Origin of the sequence: Celeribacter baekdonensis B30 (genome assembly GCF_000299875.1) — a bacterium.
Classification (GTDB): Bacteria; Pseudomonadota; Alphaproteobacteria; order Rhodobacterales; family Rhodobacteraceae; genus Celeribacter; species Celeribacter baekdonensis_A.
In genome coordinates, this window is sequence record NZ_AMRK01000007.1 from 180,765 (window position 1) to 199,170 (window position 18,406).

Annotated in this window: 16 protein-coding genes and 1 pseudogene; 16 read left to right on the top strand and 1 reads right to left on the bottom strand. The window is 57.1% G+C overall.

Features of this window, described 5'->3' with window-relative positions; translation table 11 throughout:
* Nucleotides 1-160: 160 nt before the first annotated feature.
* The 10 genes and pseudogenes from B30_RS13490 to B30_RS22540 all read left to right on the top strand — a co-directional run bounded on the left by B30_RS13490 (nucleotide 161) and on the right by B30_RS22540 (nucleotide 9,952).
* Nucleotides 161-556: a hypothetical protein gene (locus B30_RS13490; protein ID WP_009572661.1), complete on the top strand. Its 396-nt coding sequence runs from the start codon at nucleotides 161-163 to the stop codon at nucleotides 554-556.
* Between the two features lies 1 nt (nucleotide 557).
* On the top strand, nucleotides 558-2,792 hold the full coding sequence (locus tag B30_RS13495; RefSeq protein ID WP_009572662.1) for a NosR/NirI family protein: 2,235 nt from the start codon (nucleotides 558-560) through the stop codon (nucleotides 2,790-2,792).
* Nucleotides 2,785-4,725, top strand: coding sequence for a TAT-dependent nitrous-oxide reductase (gene nosZ, locus B30_RS13500; protein ID WP_009572663.1), 1,941 nt, complete (start codon nucleotides 2,785-2,787; stop codon nucleotides 4,723-4,725). Before B30_RS13495 ends, nosZ begins: the two co-directional genes overlap by 8 nt.
* Nucleotides 4,725-6,053 carry a nitrous oxide reductase family maturation protein NosD gene (locus B30_RS13505; protein WP_009572664.1) on the top strand — a complete coding sequence of 443 codons (1,329 nt, stop codon included), beginning with the start codon at nucleotides 4,725-4,727 and terminating at the stop codon, nucleotides 6,051-6,053. Before nosZ ends, B30_RS13505 begins: the two co-directional genes overlap by 1 nt.
* Complete coding sequence (locus B30_RS13510) at nucleotides 6,028-6,912, top strand: ABC transporter ATP-binding protein (RefSeq protein ID WP_009572665.1); 885 nt, start codon at nucleotides 6,028-6,030, stop codon at nucleotides 6,910-6,912. Before B30_RS13505 ends, B30_RS13510 begins: the two co-directional genes overlap by 26 nt.
* Nucleotides 6,912-7,739, top strand: coding sequence for an ABC transporter permease (locus B30_RS13515; protein WP_009572666.1), 828 nt, complete (start codon nucleotides 6,912-6,914; stop codon nucleotides 7,737-7,739). The genes B30_RS13510 and B30_RS13515 overlap by 1 nt, the downstream gene beginning before the upstream one ends.
* Entirely contained in the window at nucleotides 7,736-8,299 is a 564-nt protein-coding gene (locus B30_RS13520) for a nitrous oxide reductase accessory protein NosL (RefSeq protein WP_009572667.1), read from the top strand. Before B30_RS13515 ends, B30_RS13520 begins: the two co-directional genes overlap by 4 nt.
* A gap of 1 nt (nucleotide 8,300) precedes the next feature.
* A complete protein-coding gene (locus B30_RS13525) occupies nucleotides 8,301-9,221 on the top strand; it encodes an FAD:protein FMN transferase (RefSeq protein ID WP_009572668.1) in 921 nt (306 codons plus the stop codon).
* Nucleotides 9,222-9,375: 154 nt separating this feature from the next.
* A pseudogene (locus B30_RS22535) lies at nucleotides 9,376-9,480 on the top strand (IS5 family transposase); the annotation flags it as partial.
* 331 nt (nucleotides 9,481-9,811) lie between these two features.
* The gene (locus tag B30_RS22540; RefSeq protein WP_009572670.1) at nucleotides 9,812-9,952 is read left to right on the top strand and encodes a hypothetical protein; all 141 of its coding nucleotides are present in this window, start codon (nucleotides 9,812-9,814) and stop codon (nucleotides 9,950-9,952) included.
* A gap of 90 nt (nucleotides 9,953-10,042) precedes the next feature.
* Here B30_RS22540 and B30_RS13540 read toward each other — a convergent pair whose 3' ends face one another.
* Nucleotides 10,043-11,065 carry a LacI family DNA-binding transcriptional regulator gene (locus B30_RS13540; RefSeq protein WP_009572671.1) on the bottom strand — a complete coding sequence of 341 codons (1,023 nt, stop codon included), beginning with the start codon at nucleotides 11,063-11,065 and terminating at the stop codon, nucleotides 10,043-10,045.
* Between the two features lie 143 nt (nucleotides 11,066-11,208).
* On the opposite strand from B30_RS13540, the gene iolG reads away from it, so the two are divergent.
* From iolG to B30_RS13570, 6 genes are all read left to right on the top strand, one after another.
* Nucleotides 11,209-12,219: an inositol 2-dehydrogenase gene (iolG, locus tag B30_RS13545; protein WP_009572672.1), complete on the top strand. Its 1,011-nt coding sequence runs from the start codon at nucleotides 11,209-11,211 to the stop codon at nucleotides 12,217-12,219.
* Nucleotides 12,220-12,339: 120 nt separating this feature from the next.
* Nucleotides 12,340-13,260, top strand: coding sequence for a sugar ABC transporter substrate-binding protein (locus B30_RS13550; RefSeq protein WP_009572673.1), 921 nt, complete (start codon nucleotides 12,340-12,342; stop codon nucleotides 13,258-13,260).
* A gap of 71 nt (nucleotides 13,261-13,331) precedes the next feature.
* Complete coding sequence (locus tag B30_RS13555) at nucleotides 13,332-14,438, top strand: ABC transporter permease (protein ID WP_009572674.1); 1,107 nt, start codon at nucleotides 13,332-13,334, stop codon at nucleotides 14,436-14,438.
* 1 nt (nucleotide 14,439) lies between these two features.
* A complete protein-coding gene (locus B30_RS13560) occupies nucleotides 14,440-15,261 on the top strand; it encodes an ATP-binding cassette domain-containing protein (RefSeq protein ID WP_009572675.1) in 822 nt (273 codons plus the stop codon).
* Nucleotides 15,262-15,373: 112 nt separating this feature from the next.
* Complete coding sequence (locus tag B30_RS13565) at nucleotides 15,374-16,483, top strand: Gfo/Idh/MocA family protein (protein ID WP_009572676.1); 1,110 nt, start codon at nucleotides 15,374-15,376, stop codon at nucleotides 16,481-16,483.
* 12 nt (nucleotides 16,484-16,495) lie between these two features.
* Entirely contained in the window at nucleotides 16,496-18,406 is a 1,911-nt protein-coding gene (locus B30_RS13570; protein ID WP_009572677.1) for a bifunctional 5-dehydro-2-deoxygluconokinase/5-dehydro-2-deoxyphosphogluconate aldolase, read from the top strand.

Consider the following 18,406-nt stretch of genomic DNA (forward strand, 5'->3'; position numbering starts at 1 on the left):
CGGTGTACCCTCCAAGGGCTGGTATCGGTCCAATGGAGGATATCGGCCGTCGCCTGCGCCGAGGTCCCGATGACACCATGCATTCGGCTCAAGGATCTTTTCCTTCGAACATTGTTCCAGCGCAAATAAGGCGTCACACGGCGCACCTAATGTTAGCGCCATGAGACGTTCCTTGATTCTTTCCTTTGGCGGCCTTATGTTTGGTGGTCTAATGACTGTGTGCCTTGCGCTCGCAACGTCGGCGGCTGGATATTTTCAGGTGGCGCATGAAATTGCGCGCGTCGGGCAGACCACATTGGTGATCTGCGGCCAAAACGGTCAGGCCGAGGTGACGCTTGATCAAAATGGCACCCCAGTTGATCCTGTGGAGAGCACCTGCGGCCATTGTACCCACGGCACTCTGATCTACGGTTTCGATTTGCCGAGCGCCGCTGCATTCCCCCGCAAATCTGTTCAAACACAGTTGGTTGCGGGTCTTGCCGCCGAAACAATCCGCTTGATCTCGCGCCAAGCGATAAAAATGCCGCGTGCGCCCCCTAGCAAGGTCATTTCCTGATATGTTGCCCACACCACGAGACCTAACGATCTTTCGCTTACTGGCTCCGCTGGCCTTGATGCTGCTGGCGAGTCTTTCGGCCAATCCCGCGCTCTCGCAAACAGCGCCGACTGTGCTTTCACAGTATATATCTCAGATAAATCCCAATGAAATTGTCGAGGGCAGTGACGCCTTTGGTCCGATTCGTGACGATGTTCCCGTGGCACCTTTGCTACGCCAGGGCGCGGAAATCGGATATGTTTTCATCACTTCGGATTTCGTCGGAACCACGGGCTATTCTGGAAAACCGATCCATACGATGGTGGCCGTCGATCAAGACGCGCGGGTTCTGGGCGTCGAACTGATCAAGCATTCCGAGCCGATCGTGTTGATCGGCATTCCTGACAGCAAGATCAAAGCGATGGTGCATGACTATCGCGGCATTGATCTTGTGGCAGAGGCCCAAGCGCGTGGCTCTGCCCATGATCTTAACATTATTTCGGGCGCGACCGTGACCGTTATGGTGATTGACGACGGTATCATCCGCGCGGGGCTCAAAGTGGCCCGGGCGTTGGGTCTGGGTGGGTTACAGGCGACGACATCAGCCGACCACAGTTTTGAGATCGACCCAGACGCCACGGCACCAGACAGCTGGATGGAGATGGAAGGCGATGGCACTGTCAGACGTCTGTCGCTGGACGTGGGGCAAATCAACGCCGCTTTTGCCGCGATGAACGATCCGCGCACCGCCAAACGGGCTCTGACAGAGCCGACAGAGGCCACTTTTATCGACATGCAAGCCGCACTGGTCAGCGTGCCCAGCATCGGTAAAGCCATTTTGGGCGACGCGGAAAACAGCAATCTTCAGGGCTGGTTGGAGCCAGGTGAAAACGCCATCGTCATTGTCGGCCGTGGCCTATATTCCTTTAAGGGATCGGGCTATGTGCGCGGCGGTATCTTTGACCGGATCGTCCTGATCCAAGACGACGTGACCGTACGTTTTCGCGATCGTGGTCACCGTCGGATGGGGCTCATTGCGGTCGATGACGCACCAGAGTTTACCGAACGCGATCTGTTCAAAATCCCAGCCGACAGTGGCTTTGATCCAACGTTGCCGTTCCGCATTCAGCTCTTGGTGCACCGCGATGTTGCGGCCATCGAAAAGGTTTTTACCACGTTTGAACTCAGCTATCAGCTGCCATCACAATACCAACGCAAGACCGTATCTGAACAGCCCACACAATCGACGGCCTCGGCATCAGGAGAACAGGTCGAAGCCGCTGCGCAATCCGCACTTTGGAAGCGGATTTGGGAAGATAAAACCATCGAAATTGCGGGATTGTTGGCGATGCTGGCGGTTCTGACGCTGGTGTTCTTTTTCCAGCAATATGTGACACGCTCGGCGCGGTTCTATTTCTGGTTCCGGATGTCATTCCTGACTGTCACTCTGGTGTTTCTGGGCTGGTACGCCAATGCGCAGCTTTCAGTCGTAAACCTGATGGCACTGTTCGGCGCGTTGGTCACGGATTTTAGCTGGCAGGCGTTCCTGTTGGACCCACTGACGTTCATTTTGTGGTTTGCCGTCGCCACAGCGTTGCTGTTCTGGGGACGTGGTGCTTATTGCGGCTGGCTTTGCCCCTTCGGCGCTTTGCAAGAATTGACCAATCGCATTGGCCGCGCGCTGCACATCCCACAGGTGCAACTGCCGTGGGGGCTGCACGAACGCCTCTGGCCGATCAAATACATGATCTTCCTCGGGCTGTTCGGGGTCTCGCTCTACTCCATTGAGCAGGCCGAACATTTGGCCGAAATTGAACCGTTCAAGACCGCCATCATTCTGAAATTCATGCGCGCTTGGCCTTTTGTCGCCTATGTCGCGGCCTTGCTGATCGCGGGACTTTTCGTCGAACGGTTCTTTTGCCGCTATCTGTGCCCGCTGGGCGCGGCGCTGGCCATCCCGGCGCGACTGCGGATGTTTGACTGGCTGAAACGGTATCATGAATGCGGCAACCCCTGCCAAACCTGTGCCCATGAATGCCCCGTCGATGCGATCCACCCAACCGGTGAAATCAATCCGAACGAATGCATCAACTGCCTGCACTGTCAGGTGTTGTACCAATCCGAAGCAAAATGCCCCGTTGTCATTAAGAAAATGAAACGGCGCGCCAAGGCCAGCTCATCTGATGCGGCTTTGGACGCTCGAATTGCAAATCATCCCAACGTGAAGAACTCAAGAAAGGAGCTTCAAGATGTCTGATGTGGACAAAAAAGGCCTAAGTCGGCGCGGGTTTATAGGGGCCTCGGCCACCGGTGCTGCACTTTTGGGCGGCACGAGTGGCAGGCTGGGCTTGTTGGCAGGTGGTGCTGTCGCGGCGACAGCGGCAGGCACCGGCGCAGCGATGGCACAGGCCAGCGATCACCTGAGCCCGGTGCCGGGTGAGTTGGACGATTACTATGGCTTCTGGTCCTCGGGCCAAACCGGCGAATTGCGTATCCTTGGCTTCCCGTCCATGCGCGAATTGATGCGGGTGCCCGTGTTCAACCGCTGCTCCGCGACAGGGTGGGGCCAGACCAACGAAAGCCTCAAGATCCTGACCCAAGACATGATGCCCCAGACCAAGGAATATCTGGCGGCGCAGGGCAAAAAGGTCCACGACAACGGCGATTTGCACCACCCGCACATGTCCTTCACCGATGGCACCTATGATGGCCGTTTTATTTTCGTGAACGACAAGGCCAACACCCGTGTGGCCCGCGTACGTTGTGATGTGATGAAATGCGACAAGATCGTCGACATCCCCAATGCCAAGGCGATCCACGGCCTGCGTCCACAGAAATTCCCGCGGACCGGTTATGTGTTTGCCAATGGTGAAGACGAAACGCCAATGGTGAATGACGGGTCTGTACTGGATGAACCGGAAAAATATGTAAACTTTTTCACTGCGCTTGACGGCGACACGATGGAAATCGCGTGGCAAGTGATGGTGTCGGGCAACCTCGACAACACCGATTGCGACTATCAGGGTAAATATGCCTTTTCGACCTCGTATAACTCGGAAATGGGCATGACCCTACCGGAGATGATGGAAGCCGAACGCGACCACGCGGTGGTGTTCAATCTCGCGGAGATCGAAGCAGGTATCGCGGCAGGTGATTACATCGAGCTGAACGGCGTCAAGGTGATTGACGGACGTAAAGGCCAAAACAAGAAATACACCCGGTACATTCCGGTGCCCAACAGCCCGCATGGGATCAACACGGCACCAGACATGAAGCACGTAGTGATTGCGGGCAAGCTATCGCCGACCTGCACGGTGCTGGATGTGACCAAGCTGGACGCGCTGTTCGAGGAAGATGCCGATCCGCGCTCGGCTGTGGTGGCTGAGCCGGAGTTGGGTCTGGGTCCACTTCACACCGCATTTGATGGCAAAGGGTTTGCCTATACGACGCTGTTCCTCGACAGCCAGATCGTAAAGTGGGACATTGCCAAGGCCGTCGAGGCCTACGCTGGCGCAGATGTCGATCCCATCGTCTCGAAGGTCGATGTGCATTATCAACCCGGTCACAACCATACCACCATGGGTGAAACCAAGGAAGCAGATGGCAACTGGTTGATTTCACTTAATAAGTTCTCCAAGGACCGGTTCATCAACGTTGGCCCGTTGAAGCCCGAAAACGAGCAGATCATCGACATTTCGACCGATGACATGAAGGTGGTACATGACGGGCCAACCTTTGCGGAACCGCATGATGTGATCCTTGTGCGCCGTGATATCGTCAACCCGGTGGATGTTTGGGATCGCCATGATCCAATGTGGGCTGACGCCCGCGCACAGGCTGAAATCGATGGCATCGACATTGATGACTGGCAAGACACGGTCATCCGCGATGGCAATAAGGTTCGGGTGTGGATGTCCAGCCAAGCACCAGAGTTCAGCCTGTCGAGCTTTACCGTCAAGGAGGGAGACGAGGTGACCGTCTATGTCACCAACCTCGATGACATCGACGATCTGACTCACGGCTTCACTTTGGGCAATCACGGCGTTGCGATGGAAATCGGGCCGCAGGCGACCGCGTCGGTCACCTTTATCGCCGCAAAACCCGGCGTGTACTGGTACTATTGCCAGTGGTTCTGCCATGCGCTGCACATGGAAATGCGCGGCCGTATGCTTGTGGAGCCGAAAGCCTGATGACACGTCTCGTCCCTCTTGCCTTTGTGTTGATCTTTGCCGCCTTGCCTGCTTTGGCGGACCGGATTGATGTGCAACCCGGTGACGGTGCGCTAGCGCGCGCGTTGTGGGCGGCACGCGCGGGGGACGAGATCGTTCTCGCATCGGGCCACTATGCGGGCCCGGTGCATATTGAAATCCCACTGACATTGACTGGCACGACAGGGGCTATCATCGACGCAGGCGGGGTCGGATCTGTCGTTACGGTTGACGCCCCCGATGTAACCATTCAATCGCTGACGCTGATCAATTCAGGCCGCGTACATGAGCCGGGAGATGCCGGGGTCAAGCTGACCCAAAAGGCACGCGGTGCGCAGGTGTTGAACAACGATCTCAAGGGCAATTTGATTGGTGTCGATATTCATGGTGCCCGTGATGCGCTGGTCCAAGACAACCGGATCGAGGGCCTGCAACTCTCGCGTATGAATGATCGTGGAAACGGTGTCTATGTCTGGAATGCACCGGGATCGATCGTCAAAGACAACGACATTCGCTATGGCCGTGATGGGATATTTTCCAACGTGTCCAAACACAACATCTATCGCGGCAATCTGTTTCGAGACCTGCGCTTTGCTGTGCATTACATGTATACCAATGACAGCGAAATCTCGGGCAATGTCAGTATCGGCAACCATCTTGGGTTTGCCATGATGTATTCCGACCGGATCGTGGCGCGTGACAATATCTCGATCAACGACCGCGATTATGGCGTGATGCTGAACTATACCAACAAGTCCGATGTTTTTGCCAATCAGGTAAGCGGCGGCGCGGAAAAATGCGCTTTTGTCTATAATTCACACAACAACCTGCTGGCTGAAAACAGCTTTAATGGCTGCGATATCGGGATTCATTTCACCGCCGGGTCTGAGCGCAACACCGTCACGGGCAATGCTTTTATCGGCAACCACACACAGGTCAAATATGTTGGCGCAAGTGATGTCGAGTGGAGCTTTGAGGGGCGTGGGAATTTCTGGTCGGATCATCCGTCGTTCGACCTGAACGGAGATGATCGCGCCGACAGCACCTATCGCCCCAACGATGTGATGGACCACATCCTGTGGTCTCAACCCGCCGCCAAGCTGCTGATCGGGTCGCCAGCGGTTCAGCTCGTCCGTTGGAGCCAAGAACAGTTCCCCGCGACCGCGATCGGGGGCGTGATCGACAGTCACCCGCTGATTGTGGCACCCAAGCTGACGATACCACAGAACCTATTGTTACTCGCCCAATCGACACCACATTGGGCAACCGGAGCAAGCCATGACGATGCTACAGATTTCCAACCTGACTAAGCGCTACGGCGGCCAGGCCGCATTGGACAACGTGGATTTATCCATCGCGCCGGGCGAACGCGTGGCCTTACTGGGCCACAATGGCGCAGGCAAATCGACGTTGATGAAAATGGTGTTGGGCCTGCTGCCACCGTCCTCTGGCACCCTCACGATCGCGGGCTACGCACCGGGGTCGCGCAGTGCGCGTGATCTGACCGCTTATCTGCCAGAAAACATCGCCTTTCATCCCGCGCTGACAGGACGTGAACAAATCCACCACTTTCTGCGGCTGCGCGGCCGTTCGGCACAAGAAGCGGACGGATTGCTAGCCAAGGTCGGGCTGGCTGATGCAGCCCGGCGGCGGATCGGGACATATTCAAAAGGCATGCGACAACGTGTTGGCCTCGCGCAGGCGTTAATCGGCAGTCCTGCGCTGATGGTGCTGGACGAACCGACAACGGGGCTTGATCCCGTGTCGCGCCGGGAATTTTATGCCTTGCTCGATGAATTGGCCTCGCGCGGTACGGCAATATTGATGTCGTCCCATGCGCTGTCCGAGGTGGAGGTCCGCACCGACCGCATCGCGATCTTGTCCAAGGGCCGCAAGGTCGCCGACGGATCGCTCAGCAAGCTGCGCAGCGGCGCAGACCTGCCTTTGACTGTACATATACACCCCCGACAAGGATGTTCACCGCAGATCGTCAGCGTCTTTCCAGAGGCGCGACACGCGGGCGAGATCTTGATAGTGGACTGCATGCAGGCCGACAAGCTGGGTATTCTGGCCCGGATCGCGGCCTTGGGCGATATGATACAGGATTTCGACATTCTGCCGCCAAGTCTTGACGACATCTATGTTCAAATCAGCAGGAGCGCTGCGTGATGTTGTTGCGCGTGCTTTCCACCTTCCAAATTGAATTTGCCATTGCCCTGCGCAATCGCTGGCTCAGCATCGCGGTTGTCTTGATGGTGTTGTTTTCTCTGGTTTTGGCCATTGCCGGAGCGGCCCCAACTGGCGCGGTGGGGGCCGATCGCTTGTCCGTCACCGTTGCCAGCCTGACGTCTTTGTCGGTTTATTTGGTGCCGTTGATGGCGTTGGTCATCTCATTCGACGCCATCGCCGGAGAGATCGAGCGGGGGACGCTGCCGTTGTATCTGGCCTATCCGGTCAGCCGGGGCGAATTGCTGGTCGGCAAGCTGTCTGCGCAACTGGTGCTGATTATCGTTGCTGTCTCTCTCGGCTATGGCACAGCAGCGCTGGTCGCCTTTTGGTTCAGCGGTGGGGACGCAATGGACGGGCTGCCAGCCCTGCTGCGATTGATCTGGACCTCGGTGTTGCTGGGGGCGGTGTTTTTATCGCTCGGACAGATGATCTCTGGCCTGTCGCGTCGCCCTTCGGCTGCCGCCGGGCTTGCCATTGGGGTATGGTTGGTAACGGTTGTTCTCTACGATCTGGGACTTCTGGCGGCCATTGTCGCGGACGATGGCGGGGGTTTCACCACAGATGTGTTCCCATGGTTGTTGGTTGCCAATCCCGCTGACGCTTTCCGGATTTATAACTTGGCCGCATCCGACGCGGTTGGCGCGGCGTCCGGCCTCGCGGGAGCGGCGCAATCCATCGCGCTCTGGAAGCCACTGGCATCGCTGCTGGTCTGGGTGGTTCTGGCCGCTGGTCTTGCACGGGGCGCATTTGAAAGGGTCGAACCATGACGCGGAGTATTTTGATCGCATTGGCGGTGCTGTCGCTGAGCGCGTGCAAGACAGAAACCGTCGCATTGCCACAGCCGGTTGAGATGTCAGCAGAAGCCGTGGGGTACTATTGTCAGATGGACCTGCTGGAACATGACGGTCCCAAGGGACAAATCCACCTTGCAGGGTTGCTTGCCCCGATCTTTTTCTCTCAGGTCAGAGACACAATCGCCTATCTGCACATGCCTGAACAGAGCCACGCCGTAGAGGTCGCCTATGTTCAGGATATGGCAGATGCGGCAAGTTGGGCCAAACCGGGCGCTTGGATCGCCGCGGACCAAGCTATTTATGTGGTGGGCTCCGATCAAATGGGCGGCATGGAAGCCTCTGAGTTCGTACCCTTTTCCAGCAAGGCGGCTGCCGTCGCCTTTACCAAGCGCCACGGCGGTACTTTGCTCCGGTTTGAGGACATCACAGCACAAGATGTATGGGCGGCGGCCGCCGTAGAGCCGGCACCCTCAAATCAATCCGACATTGCCAACCGATTGCGCGCATTGGCCCCCAAAGACAGGACAAACTGATATGACATTTATGACCCGTCGCCGTTTTATTTCAATGGCTTGCGCGTCTTGCCTGATCGCCCCGTCCGCGCATGCGTTTCAATGGCAGGGCACCGCATTGGGGGCCCGTGCGCGGATCATCCTTGATCATCCGAATGCAAAGGGCATCACTCAACGTGCGCTTGGAGAAATCTCCCGCCTGGAAGATATTTTTAGCCTGTATCGCAGCCATTCGGAGCTCGTCCAACTGAACGCCGCAGGCCATCTGGAGGCCCCCTCGTTTGAACTCCTGGAATGCCTGTCCATCGCCCGCCACGCGCATCGCCTCACGGAGGGTCGATTTGACCCGACCGTACAACCGCTTTGGCGCGTATTGGCCGATGCCTATAGTATGGGTCGCCCCGCTGATGATACCGAAATATCCGCCGCACGGGCACGGATCGGATTTGATCGTGTGTCATTTGACAGCGAAGGCATTCGTATGTCAGCGGATCAGCAATTGACACTGAATGGGATTGCACAGGGGTATATCGCCGACCGCATCGCGGTATTGATGCGCCGCGAGGGGATCGAAGATGTGCTGATAGATACCGGGGAAATCATTGCCATGGGCGCACCGCATGGGCAAGCCGCTTGGCCTGTTACGATCGCGGGCGAAGTGAAAACGCGCGCCTTGACGGGGCGGGCCTTGGCCACATCCGCGCCTTTTGGAACGCGCTTGAGCGCGACTGGCCAAATCGGCCACATCCTTGACCCGCGCCATGGCGGAATTTTGGAAACGGACATCCGGCAGGTCTCCGTCAGTGCCCAAAACGCAGCACTTGCGGATGCCATTTCAACCGGTCTGTGTGTCGCAAAAGATCGCAATGAAGCTCGGGGTTTGTTGCGCGGAGACAAAGATGCCGTTTTGGAAAGCGTACAAACAATGGCCGACGCCATATAGACGCCACAGAGCCGTGTTGCATGGATCGGTCCTGCGCTGATATTGATGCGGTTTGTTTCGTTCAGGATGTCATAAATGCCGCACACGTTCCTCGCTGATCGCTGTGACAAGATCCTGAAACAAAGGCACCGGGTGATCAACGGGCCGGAAGATAACGACGCGCGGCGGGCAGCCACACTATTCTGATCTGGCGATAGAGATGTGTCTGACGCTGGGCCTGATCCTCAAGCAGTCGCTGCGGCAAACGCAAGGCGTGATCTTGTCAGCCGAGATTGTCTGCTTGGATCTGACCATGGACGGCATCGGCGTCCCAACGCTGTTCCGGACCCGTTGGATCAAGTCGACGGCCCAGTTGAGCTATTCCTCGCAGACGGGGCTTACGGCGGCGGCTTAACACGTGATCTTCTCGTCGACCGCTTTGGCGGACTGATCGAGATTGCGTTCCTGCCTCCCAAAAACACAACCTTGAGGCCGAGCGCGGCGCTACATCCGACGCCACGCGACCGGGCTATTGCACAGATCATGTCCACGGGCGGATGGCTTGACAGAAGATCTCACGCTACAAACAACGGAACCGAGGGGAAACCCAAATGGGCCACTGGAAAGCTGTCATCGAGACCAAGCTGAAAGCGCGCTCCTACGCAAATCAGAAGACAGAAGCCAAGATTGGCGCCCGGATTCTCCACCGGATGACCGGACTTGGTCAGCCCACTTTCGAACGCACCGCCTGAATTCCGTCTCGGGGACGGCGCGTTCCAGACTGCAGTCGATCTATGCAACAAGGCCAGCCGAACACCATGACAAAGCCGTCAAGGCCTACATCAAGCACTTTCACGAACAACAAGCTTGCCCAGAAAATGGCGGAGATGCTCATTTTCGGACGTCCCTTTCAGGACTTCGACCAATCCTTCGGCCATTGCCGAGAGAGGCTGGCGATATGTGGTCAATTTGTAATTCGCGCTATCGGCTTGAGGAATGTCATCAAACCCGATGACGGCGATATCCTCGGGGACGCGGAGCCCCAGTTTCGTGCGGATCGCATCAACGGCCCCAACGGCAAGTGCATCGTTTTCACAAACGATGATATCAACGTTGTTCAAGGCCGGGTGATCCGCAAAATAACCTACAACCTGATCATAAGCCAACTGCGGATCGTAGCGGGCCACTGAAACAAAATCCGGCGTTGCGCCGAATGCATCCTGCCAGCGTTTGAGAAATGTCTCCTTGCGCCCCAAATGCGCCGACGTGGACTGCGGACCCGCAAGAAAAAGCGGCTTTCGATAGCCTTTCTCTACGATGTAATCCGTGATTTCGTTCATTGCCGCACGGTCGTCACAGCAGATCGAAATCGTATCGGGGTTTTCGGAGCTGCGTGCGAAGACGATCAACTTACGCACGCGGCGCGCCCCCAAAGCGGTCGCGAGGCTGCGATCCGTGAATTGTATGCCGATGAGAACCGCGGCATCTACGCGTCTTTGGCTGGCGTTGAGCAGTGCAGCAGAGGTGTCCTCTTCATCGGAGGTGTTCACCAGAAGCGTGTCCAATCCGTTCTTGCGCAGAACTCGGGTTAATCTTTCCAACATGACAAGTTTGTGCGGGTTGGCAAAATCGTCGATCAACAGACAGACAAGATTGCTGCGATCGGAGGCGAGGCTTGAGGCCAGAAGATCGGGCACATAGCCTAACGTCTGCGCGGCACCCATTACTTTTTCCCGACTTTTTCTCGAGATCGAGGCATCTTTTTTAAAGGCACGATTAACCGTCCAGCGCGAGACGCCTGCCAGCTTTGCGACATCGTCTGCGGTCACTGTCTCGTCCGACCTCTGGTTTTCCATCTGGCTCATTCGGCCCTCCGTTCATCCGAGTGTATCGCGACGGAGCCGAAAAAGACAATGTGTTTGCACGCGCGTGCAATTTATTCTTGCACGCGCGTGCAGGTTGCCGTTATGACTCCATACATACCCAAGATTCGGGAAAGGGAGGATGCATGTTGAAGGTTGGACTTCTCGGTGCGGGACGGATTGCGACAGTGCACGCAAAAGCCATCACCGCACACCGCAAGAGCACACTTGTGGCGGTTTCGGATATGATTGCCGAAAACGCAAAACAGCTCGCAGCGAACTTTGGTTGCGAGGTGCGCACCACGGACGAAATCATCGACGATCCAACGATTGATGCGGTGCTTATTGCGACATCGACCGATACGCATTCGGATTTGATTGAACGCGCAACCGCCGCCGGCAAAGCGGTGCTGTGCGAAAAGCCTGTTGATCTCAGCCTTGAGCGGGCCCGCGCGTGTCAAGCGGCGGTCGCACAGTCTGGCCGACCGGTCATGATCGGCTTTAACCGCCGCTTTGATCCAAACTTCTCGGCCGTAAAAGCCGCGCTGGCTGGCGGTGAGATCGGCAAAGCGGAACTGTTGTCGATCACGTCGTTCGATCCGTCCCCGCCACCAGTTTCTTATATCAAAGTGTCTGGCGGGTTGTTCCGTGACATGATGATCCATGATTTCGACATGGCAAACTTCATTATGGGGGAGACACCTGTCAGCATTTCTGCCGTTGGCTCGTCTATCGTAGACCCCGAGATCGGGATTGCGGGTGACGTTGATACCGCCGTGGTGACGATGACATATGCCGACGGCAAAATTGCCGTGATCAAAAACTCGCGGCGCGCCGTTTATGGCTATGATCAACGTCTTGAACTGCTGGGCTCGGAAGGGCTGCTTCAGGCGCAAAACATGCTGGAAAACACCATGGTGAAATCCACAGTGGCGGGCGTGACCGGAGCCAAGCCGACCTACTTCTTCCTCGAACGCTACATGCCGGCATACGAGGCGGAATGGATCGCATTTGTCGAAGCTGTTGAGACGAAATCGACGTTCCCTGTCACCCTTGAGGATGGCGTGACGGCTTTGGCAATGGCTGAGGCTGCAAATCGGTCGTTAGAGTTGGGTCGGGCGGTCTTGCTGGAGGAGGTTGCGCCAGTCTTGGCGTAACAGCGAGCGCTCGAAACAGATTTCTCCGACCGACAAAGGCCGGGGATACGAAATCCGGTACAGCCGGATGAACGCGGGGCCTCGCCCCAAATAATCAGTGGAACCTAAGGGAGGAGATCCATGAAAAAATTTGTAAAAGCCGCTCTGGCTGCGAGCGCGTTTGCGATCGCAACGCCAGTTCTTGCGCAGGACATCGTTGTTGTCGCCCATGGTCAGGCCAACGATCCGTTTTGGTCGGTTGTAAAAAATGGTGCCGAACAAGCGGCCAAGGACGCCGGCGTTAACGTCGACTATCGCTCGCCGGAAACATTCGACATGGTCGCCATGTCACAACTCATCGACGCTGCCGTAAACCAGGAACCGGCTGGTCTGATCGTGTCGATTCCCGACGCAGATGCGCTTGGACCGTCAATCCAGCGCGCCGTTTCGGCTGGTATTCCGGTCATCTCGATCAACTCCGGCTCGGATGTCTCCAAGGGCCTTGGTGCCCTTCTTCATGTGGGTCAGGACGAGTTCGATGCGGGGAAATCTGCTGGCGCAAAGCTGGCTGAGATGGGCGGCAAAACCGCTATCTGTGTGAACCAAGAGGTCGGCAACGTCTCGCTTGACCTGCGCTGCGACGGTTTTGCCGAAGGTTTTGGCGGCTCTGTGACCGTCTTGCCAACCAGCAACGATCCAGCGGAGATCGAAGCCAAGGTGGCCGCAGCTCTATCTTCGGATACCGCTATTGACACGGTGATGGCCCTCGGCGCCTCGACCGCGGGTGAGCCTGCAGTTGCCGCGGCCAAAGCATCTGGTCGCGACGTAAACGTTGCTTCGTTCGATCTGTCGGCCAGCTTCCTGCAGTCCATCGTCGATGGCGATGCTGCTTTTGCGATCGACCAGCAGCAGTTCTTGCAGGGCTATCTGTCCGTCAACTTCATGGCGCTGCACGCCAAATTTGGCCTGATGCCCGGTGGCAATGTTCCCTCGGGTCCGAACCTGATTACGGCTGACAAGGCTGCTCAGGTTATCGAACTGTCGGCTAAAGGCATCCGCTAACTCCGGGTGGCACCAAGCACAAGAACGGAGCGGCACAAAAGTGCCGCTCCACTTGAAAAAGGGAGGTCAGAATGAATGATACCGTCCAAGGCGCTGCGGACGAACGGCTCAAGGCCGAACCGCTATTTGCGCAATTGATCAAACGTCCGGAACTTGGGGCCGTCGCGGGCGTCATACTGGTTGTAATTTTCTTTTCCATTACCGCTGACAGATCAATGTTCAGCCTGTCGGGTATCATAAACTTTATGACCCCCGCATCCCAACTGGGCATTCTGGCCATTGGCGCGGCGCTGTTGATGATCGGCGGGGAATTCGATCTGTCAATTGGCTCTATGGTGGCCTTTTCGGGTTTGTTTTTCGGTGTCTGTGCGGTCACATGGCACTTGCCGCTCGTCGCCGCAATTCCGCTGACATTTATCTTTGCGGGCGCTGTTGGCGCGTTGAGCGGAAATCTTGTTATTCGCTCGGGTTTGCCGTCGTTCATTGTCACGCTGGCCTTTTTGTTCATCCTGCGCGGCTTGTCGCTTGTCGGGCTGAAATGGGCCACAGGTGGCTCGACACAGTTGCGCGGTGTGCGCGAAGCGGTCGAAAACGATTGGCTGGCACCGGTCTTTTCCGGGGACGCCTTTCCGGGGCTGTTTGCGAAGCTCGCGGATATGGGCCTTGTGGCAACCTTCAATAATGGCACGCCAAAAGTGCCTGGTATCCCAGTCGAAATCCTCTGGTTCGTCGCTATCGCTCTGATCGCAACCTATGTGCTTTTGCGCATGCCGGTCGGAAACTGGATCTTCGCCGCTGGTGGGGATCGGACTGCGGCCTCGAACTCCGGTGTTCCGGTCAACAAGGTCAAGGTTTCGTTGTTCATGCTGACCGCATGTTGTGCAGCATTGGTGGCCATCATCACCGTGATGGATGCGGGCTCCACAGACGCACGACGCGGATTTCAAAAGGAATTTGAGGCGATTATCGCGGCAGTGGTTGGTGGGTGTTTGCTGACTGGCGGGTATGGATCGGCCATCGGTGCGTTCTTTGGCTCGATCATTTTCGGCATGGTCGTCATCGGGCTGACCTATACCAACTTCGATCAGGACTGGTTTCAGGTGTTTCTCGGCGGAATGTTGTTGATCGCCGTGATGTTCAACAATGCCATCCGCAAACGAGTGACGGGAGAGCGCTGAGATGACTCAAGACACCAAGTTCCATCATGGCGACGCCACACAAAACGACAGTCCGATTGTCGAAATGAAAAACATTGAAAAGCATTTCGGGAATATCATCGCTCTTGCCGGGGTCAGCTTTGATGTTCGACCCGGGGAATGCCACTGCCTTTTGGGTGATAACGGCGCGGGCAAGTCGACCTTCATCAAAACAATGTCGGGCGTACACCGACCGACAAAGGGCGAAATCCTGTTTGAAGGCAAACCGTTGAATTTCGCCACCCCGCGTGACGCGATGGAGGCCGGGATTGCGACCGTGTTCCAAGATCTGGCGATGATCCCATTGATGAGCGTGACGCGAAATTTTTTCATGGGACGCGAGCCAACGACAGGACGGGGGCTGATGAAACGGTTTGACGTGGCCAAAGCCAATGAGGTCACCATTGAAGCAATGCGTCAGATGGGCATCAACCTGCGCGGTCCCGATCAAGCCGTCGGCACACTGTCCGGTGGTGAACGTCAGACCGTCGCCATCGCGCGTGCTGTCTACTTCGGGGCTAAGGTTCTGATCCTTGATGAGCCAACCTCGGCGCTGGGTGTGCGCCAGACGTCAAATGTTCTGGCAACCATCGACAGGGTGCGCAAACAGGGCATCGGCGTTGTCTTTATCAGCCACAATGTGCGTCATGCGCTGGCTGTTGGCGACCGGTTCACGGTGCTCAATCGAGGTAAAACGTTAGGGACAGCCAAGCGGGGAGAAATCACTCCCGAAGAGCTTCAAGACCTCATGGCGGGCGGTCAAGAAATGGCCGCACTCGAAGGATCGCTTGATGGTACCATCTGAACTCCTCCCGGGATGGGCTGCGCGCGCAGCTCATTCCCGGAGAGTTTGCAGGTCCTTGGACAGTAAGGCGCGGAACGACCTTCCGAGCGCACTTTAGGAAATTGTGTGTAAAATGTACAAAATGCCGGATAAATCGCTTGGTGTGGCCCTGATCGGCACAGGCTTTATGGGAAAGTGCCATGCGCTGGCATGGCGTCAGGTTGCGACGGTGTTCGGGGGCGAGCCGCCCCGACTGGAAATTCTGAGTGATGTCACAAAAGACTCCGCCGTCCGTTTTGCTCGCCAGTTTGGATTTCAGCGAAGCACCGATGATTGGCGGGCCGCCATTACCGATCCTGCGGTCGACGTGGTGTCGATCACAACGCCCAATAGTCTGCACCGACCGATGGCAGAGGCCGCGCTGAAGGCCGGCAAGCATGTCTGGCTGGAAAAGCCGATGGCACTGACGCTGGAAGATGCCGAAGCAATGACCGCCTTTGCCGCGCGAAATCCCGATCAGGTGACGCTTCTTGGCTATAATTATCTGCGCTCACCCGCCTTTCAAATGGCGCGCAAAATACTGGCGGAGGGAGGGATCGGCGCGCCGCTGACCTTTCGCGGGGTCTATGACGAGGACTACAGCGCTGATCCGGACCTGCCTTGGTCATGGCGGATGACCAAAAAAGCGGGCGGTCTTGGGGCGCTTGGTGATCTTGGGTGCCACTTGGTCAGCGTGATGATCCAACTGATGGGGGATGTGTCCGAATTGACCGCCCAGACCCAGATCGCCATTCCCCTGCGGCACTCTCCCGAGGGCCCCAAGGCGGTTGAAAATGAGGACAGTGCGCTGGCGTTGATCCGCTTTGCCTCCGGCGCGCAGGGCGTGTTTGCGACCTCTCGGGTCGCACGCGGGCGCAAGTGTCGCTTGCAATGGGAAGTGCAAGGATCCGATGGCACGATCATCTTCGATCAAGAGAATATGAACGAACTTTGGCTCCACAGAACAGATGACGCGGGCTTCACTCGCCACCTGAGCGGGCCGGAGCAACCCGATTACGCGGCCTTCTGTCCTGCCCCGGGCCATAATTTCGGTTTCAATGAGCAAAAAGTGATCGAGGCCCGCGACTTGATCCGCGCCATAGCGGGCGATGCGCCCTGCGGTCCTGATTTCGCCGAGGGCCTGAAAATCGAGAAAATCATTCACGCGATGGCGACCTCGAACGGTCGCCCGGTGGCGCCTTAAGGAGAGAGACATATGACCAAGCTTGACGTAATCACGATTGGCCGCGCGGGCGTAGACCTATATGGATCTCAAATCGGCGGACGGCTCGAGGATATGGGGTCATTTGACAAGTATATCGGGGGCTCTCCAACCAACATCGCTTGTGGCACTGCGCGTTTGGGCCTGAAGTCTGGCCTGATCACGCGCGTTGGTGACGAGCATATGGGCCGCTTCATCCGTGAAGAGTTGGAGCGTCATGGCGTCTCGACCCAAGGCGTCAAAACCGACAGCGAGCGTCTGACTGCGTTGGTGATCCTTGGCATCCGTGATGAGACGCAATTCCCTCTGATCTTCTACCGTGAGAACTGCGCGGATATGGCGCTGTGTGAGGAGGACATCGACGAGGCTTTCATCGCGTCAGCGCGATCGGTCCTTGCGACCGGCACCCATCTGAGCCACCCGCGCACTAAGGCCGCCGTCATCAAGGCATTGAAACTGGCCCGTCAGTACGGATTGAAGACGGCACTGGACATCGACTATCGCCCAAACCTTTGGGGACTGGCCGGTCACGGCGACGGTGAAAGCCGCTTCGTCGAAAGCGCTGAGGTCACCGCCAAGCTGATGGAGACGCTGCATTACTTCGACCTGATTGTCGGGACCGAGGAAGAATTCCATATCGCGGGCGGCTCGACCGATACGATCAAAGCGCTGCGTGCCGTGCGCAAGGTCTCGAAGGCGACGCTGGTGTGCAAGCGCGGAGCGGATGGTGCGGTGGCGTTTGACGGTGATATCCCTGACAGTCTGGACGATGGCCAAACCGGGCCGGGCTTTCCGATTGAGGTGTTTAATGTTCTGGGCGCGGGCGACGGTTTCTTTTCGGGTCTGCTCAAAGGCTGGCTTGATGGTGAAGATTGGTCGACCACTCTGAAATATGCCAACGCCTGTGGGGCTTTTGCGGTCAGTCGGCACGGCTGTACCCCGGCCTATCCAAGCTGGGATGAGCTACAGTTTTTCTTTGATCGCGGTATTGTGCGCAAAGATCTGCGCAACGACACCGAGTTGGAACAGGTGCATTGGGCCACAAATCGGCATGGCGACTGGTCGACCATACGCACCTTTGCCTTTGATCACCGCCTGCAACTTGAAGAGATGGACGGCTACTCGAAAGACAAAGGCAGCCTGTTCAAAGAGCTTTGCCTCGCGGCGGCGCTCAAGGTCCAGAATGGTCAGCCCGGGTACGGTATCTTATGCGACAATCGCATTGGACGGTCCGCCCTGCACGCCGCGTCCGGCTCTGGCCTGTGGATCGGTCGCCCGACCGAGCTGCCGGGGTCGCGCCCGATCGCGTTTGAAGAGGACCTAGGGCTTGACCTCGGCCGTTTCAAAGAATGGGCGCGCGAGAATGTGGTAAAGCTTTTGGTTTTTTGCCACCCAGACGACACGCCCGAAACCCGCGCGTTGCAGGAAGGTCGCGTCAAGCGGCTGTTCACGGCGGCGCGCCGCAACAATCTTGAATTTCTGCTGGAGGTGATCCCCTCCAAGGTCGCCCCCGTGGACGACACCACAAGCGCGACCCTGATCCAGCAGTTCTACGATGCGGGTGTCTACCCTGATTGGTGGAAGCTTGAGCCGTTTAAGACGGACGCTGCGTGGCAAAACGCGGTGACCGCGATCGAACGCAATGATCCGCGGACGCGAGGGATCGTTGTGCTGGGTCTGGACGCGCCCGAGGCCGATCTTGCGCAGAGCTTTGCGTTGGCTGCCAAACAGCCGCTGGTCAAAGGTTTTGCCGTCGGCCGGACGATCTTTGGAGACGCGGCACGGGCTTGGATGAAGGGCGAGATGAGCGATACGGAGGCCGTGACACAGATGGCGATGCGCTATGAGATTCTGTGTTCGGTGTGGGACAAGGCACGGGCAGATGCTCGTCTAAATGTGGAGTGA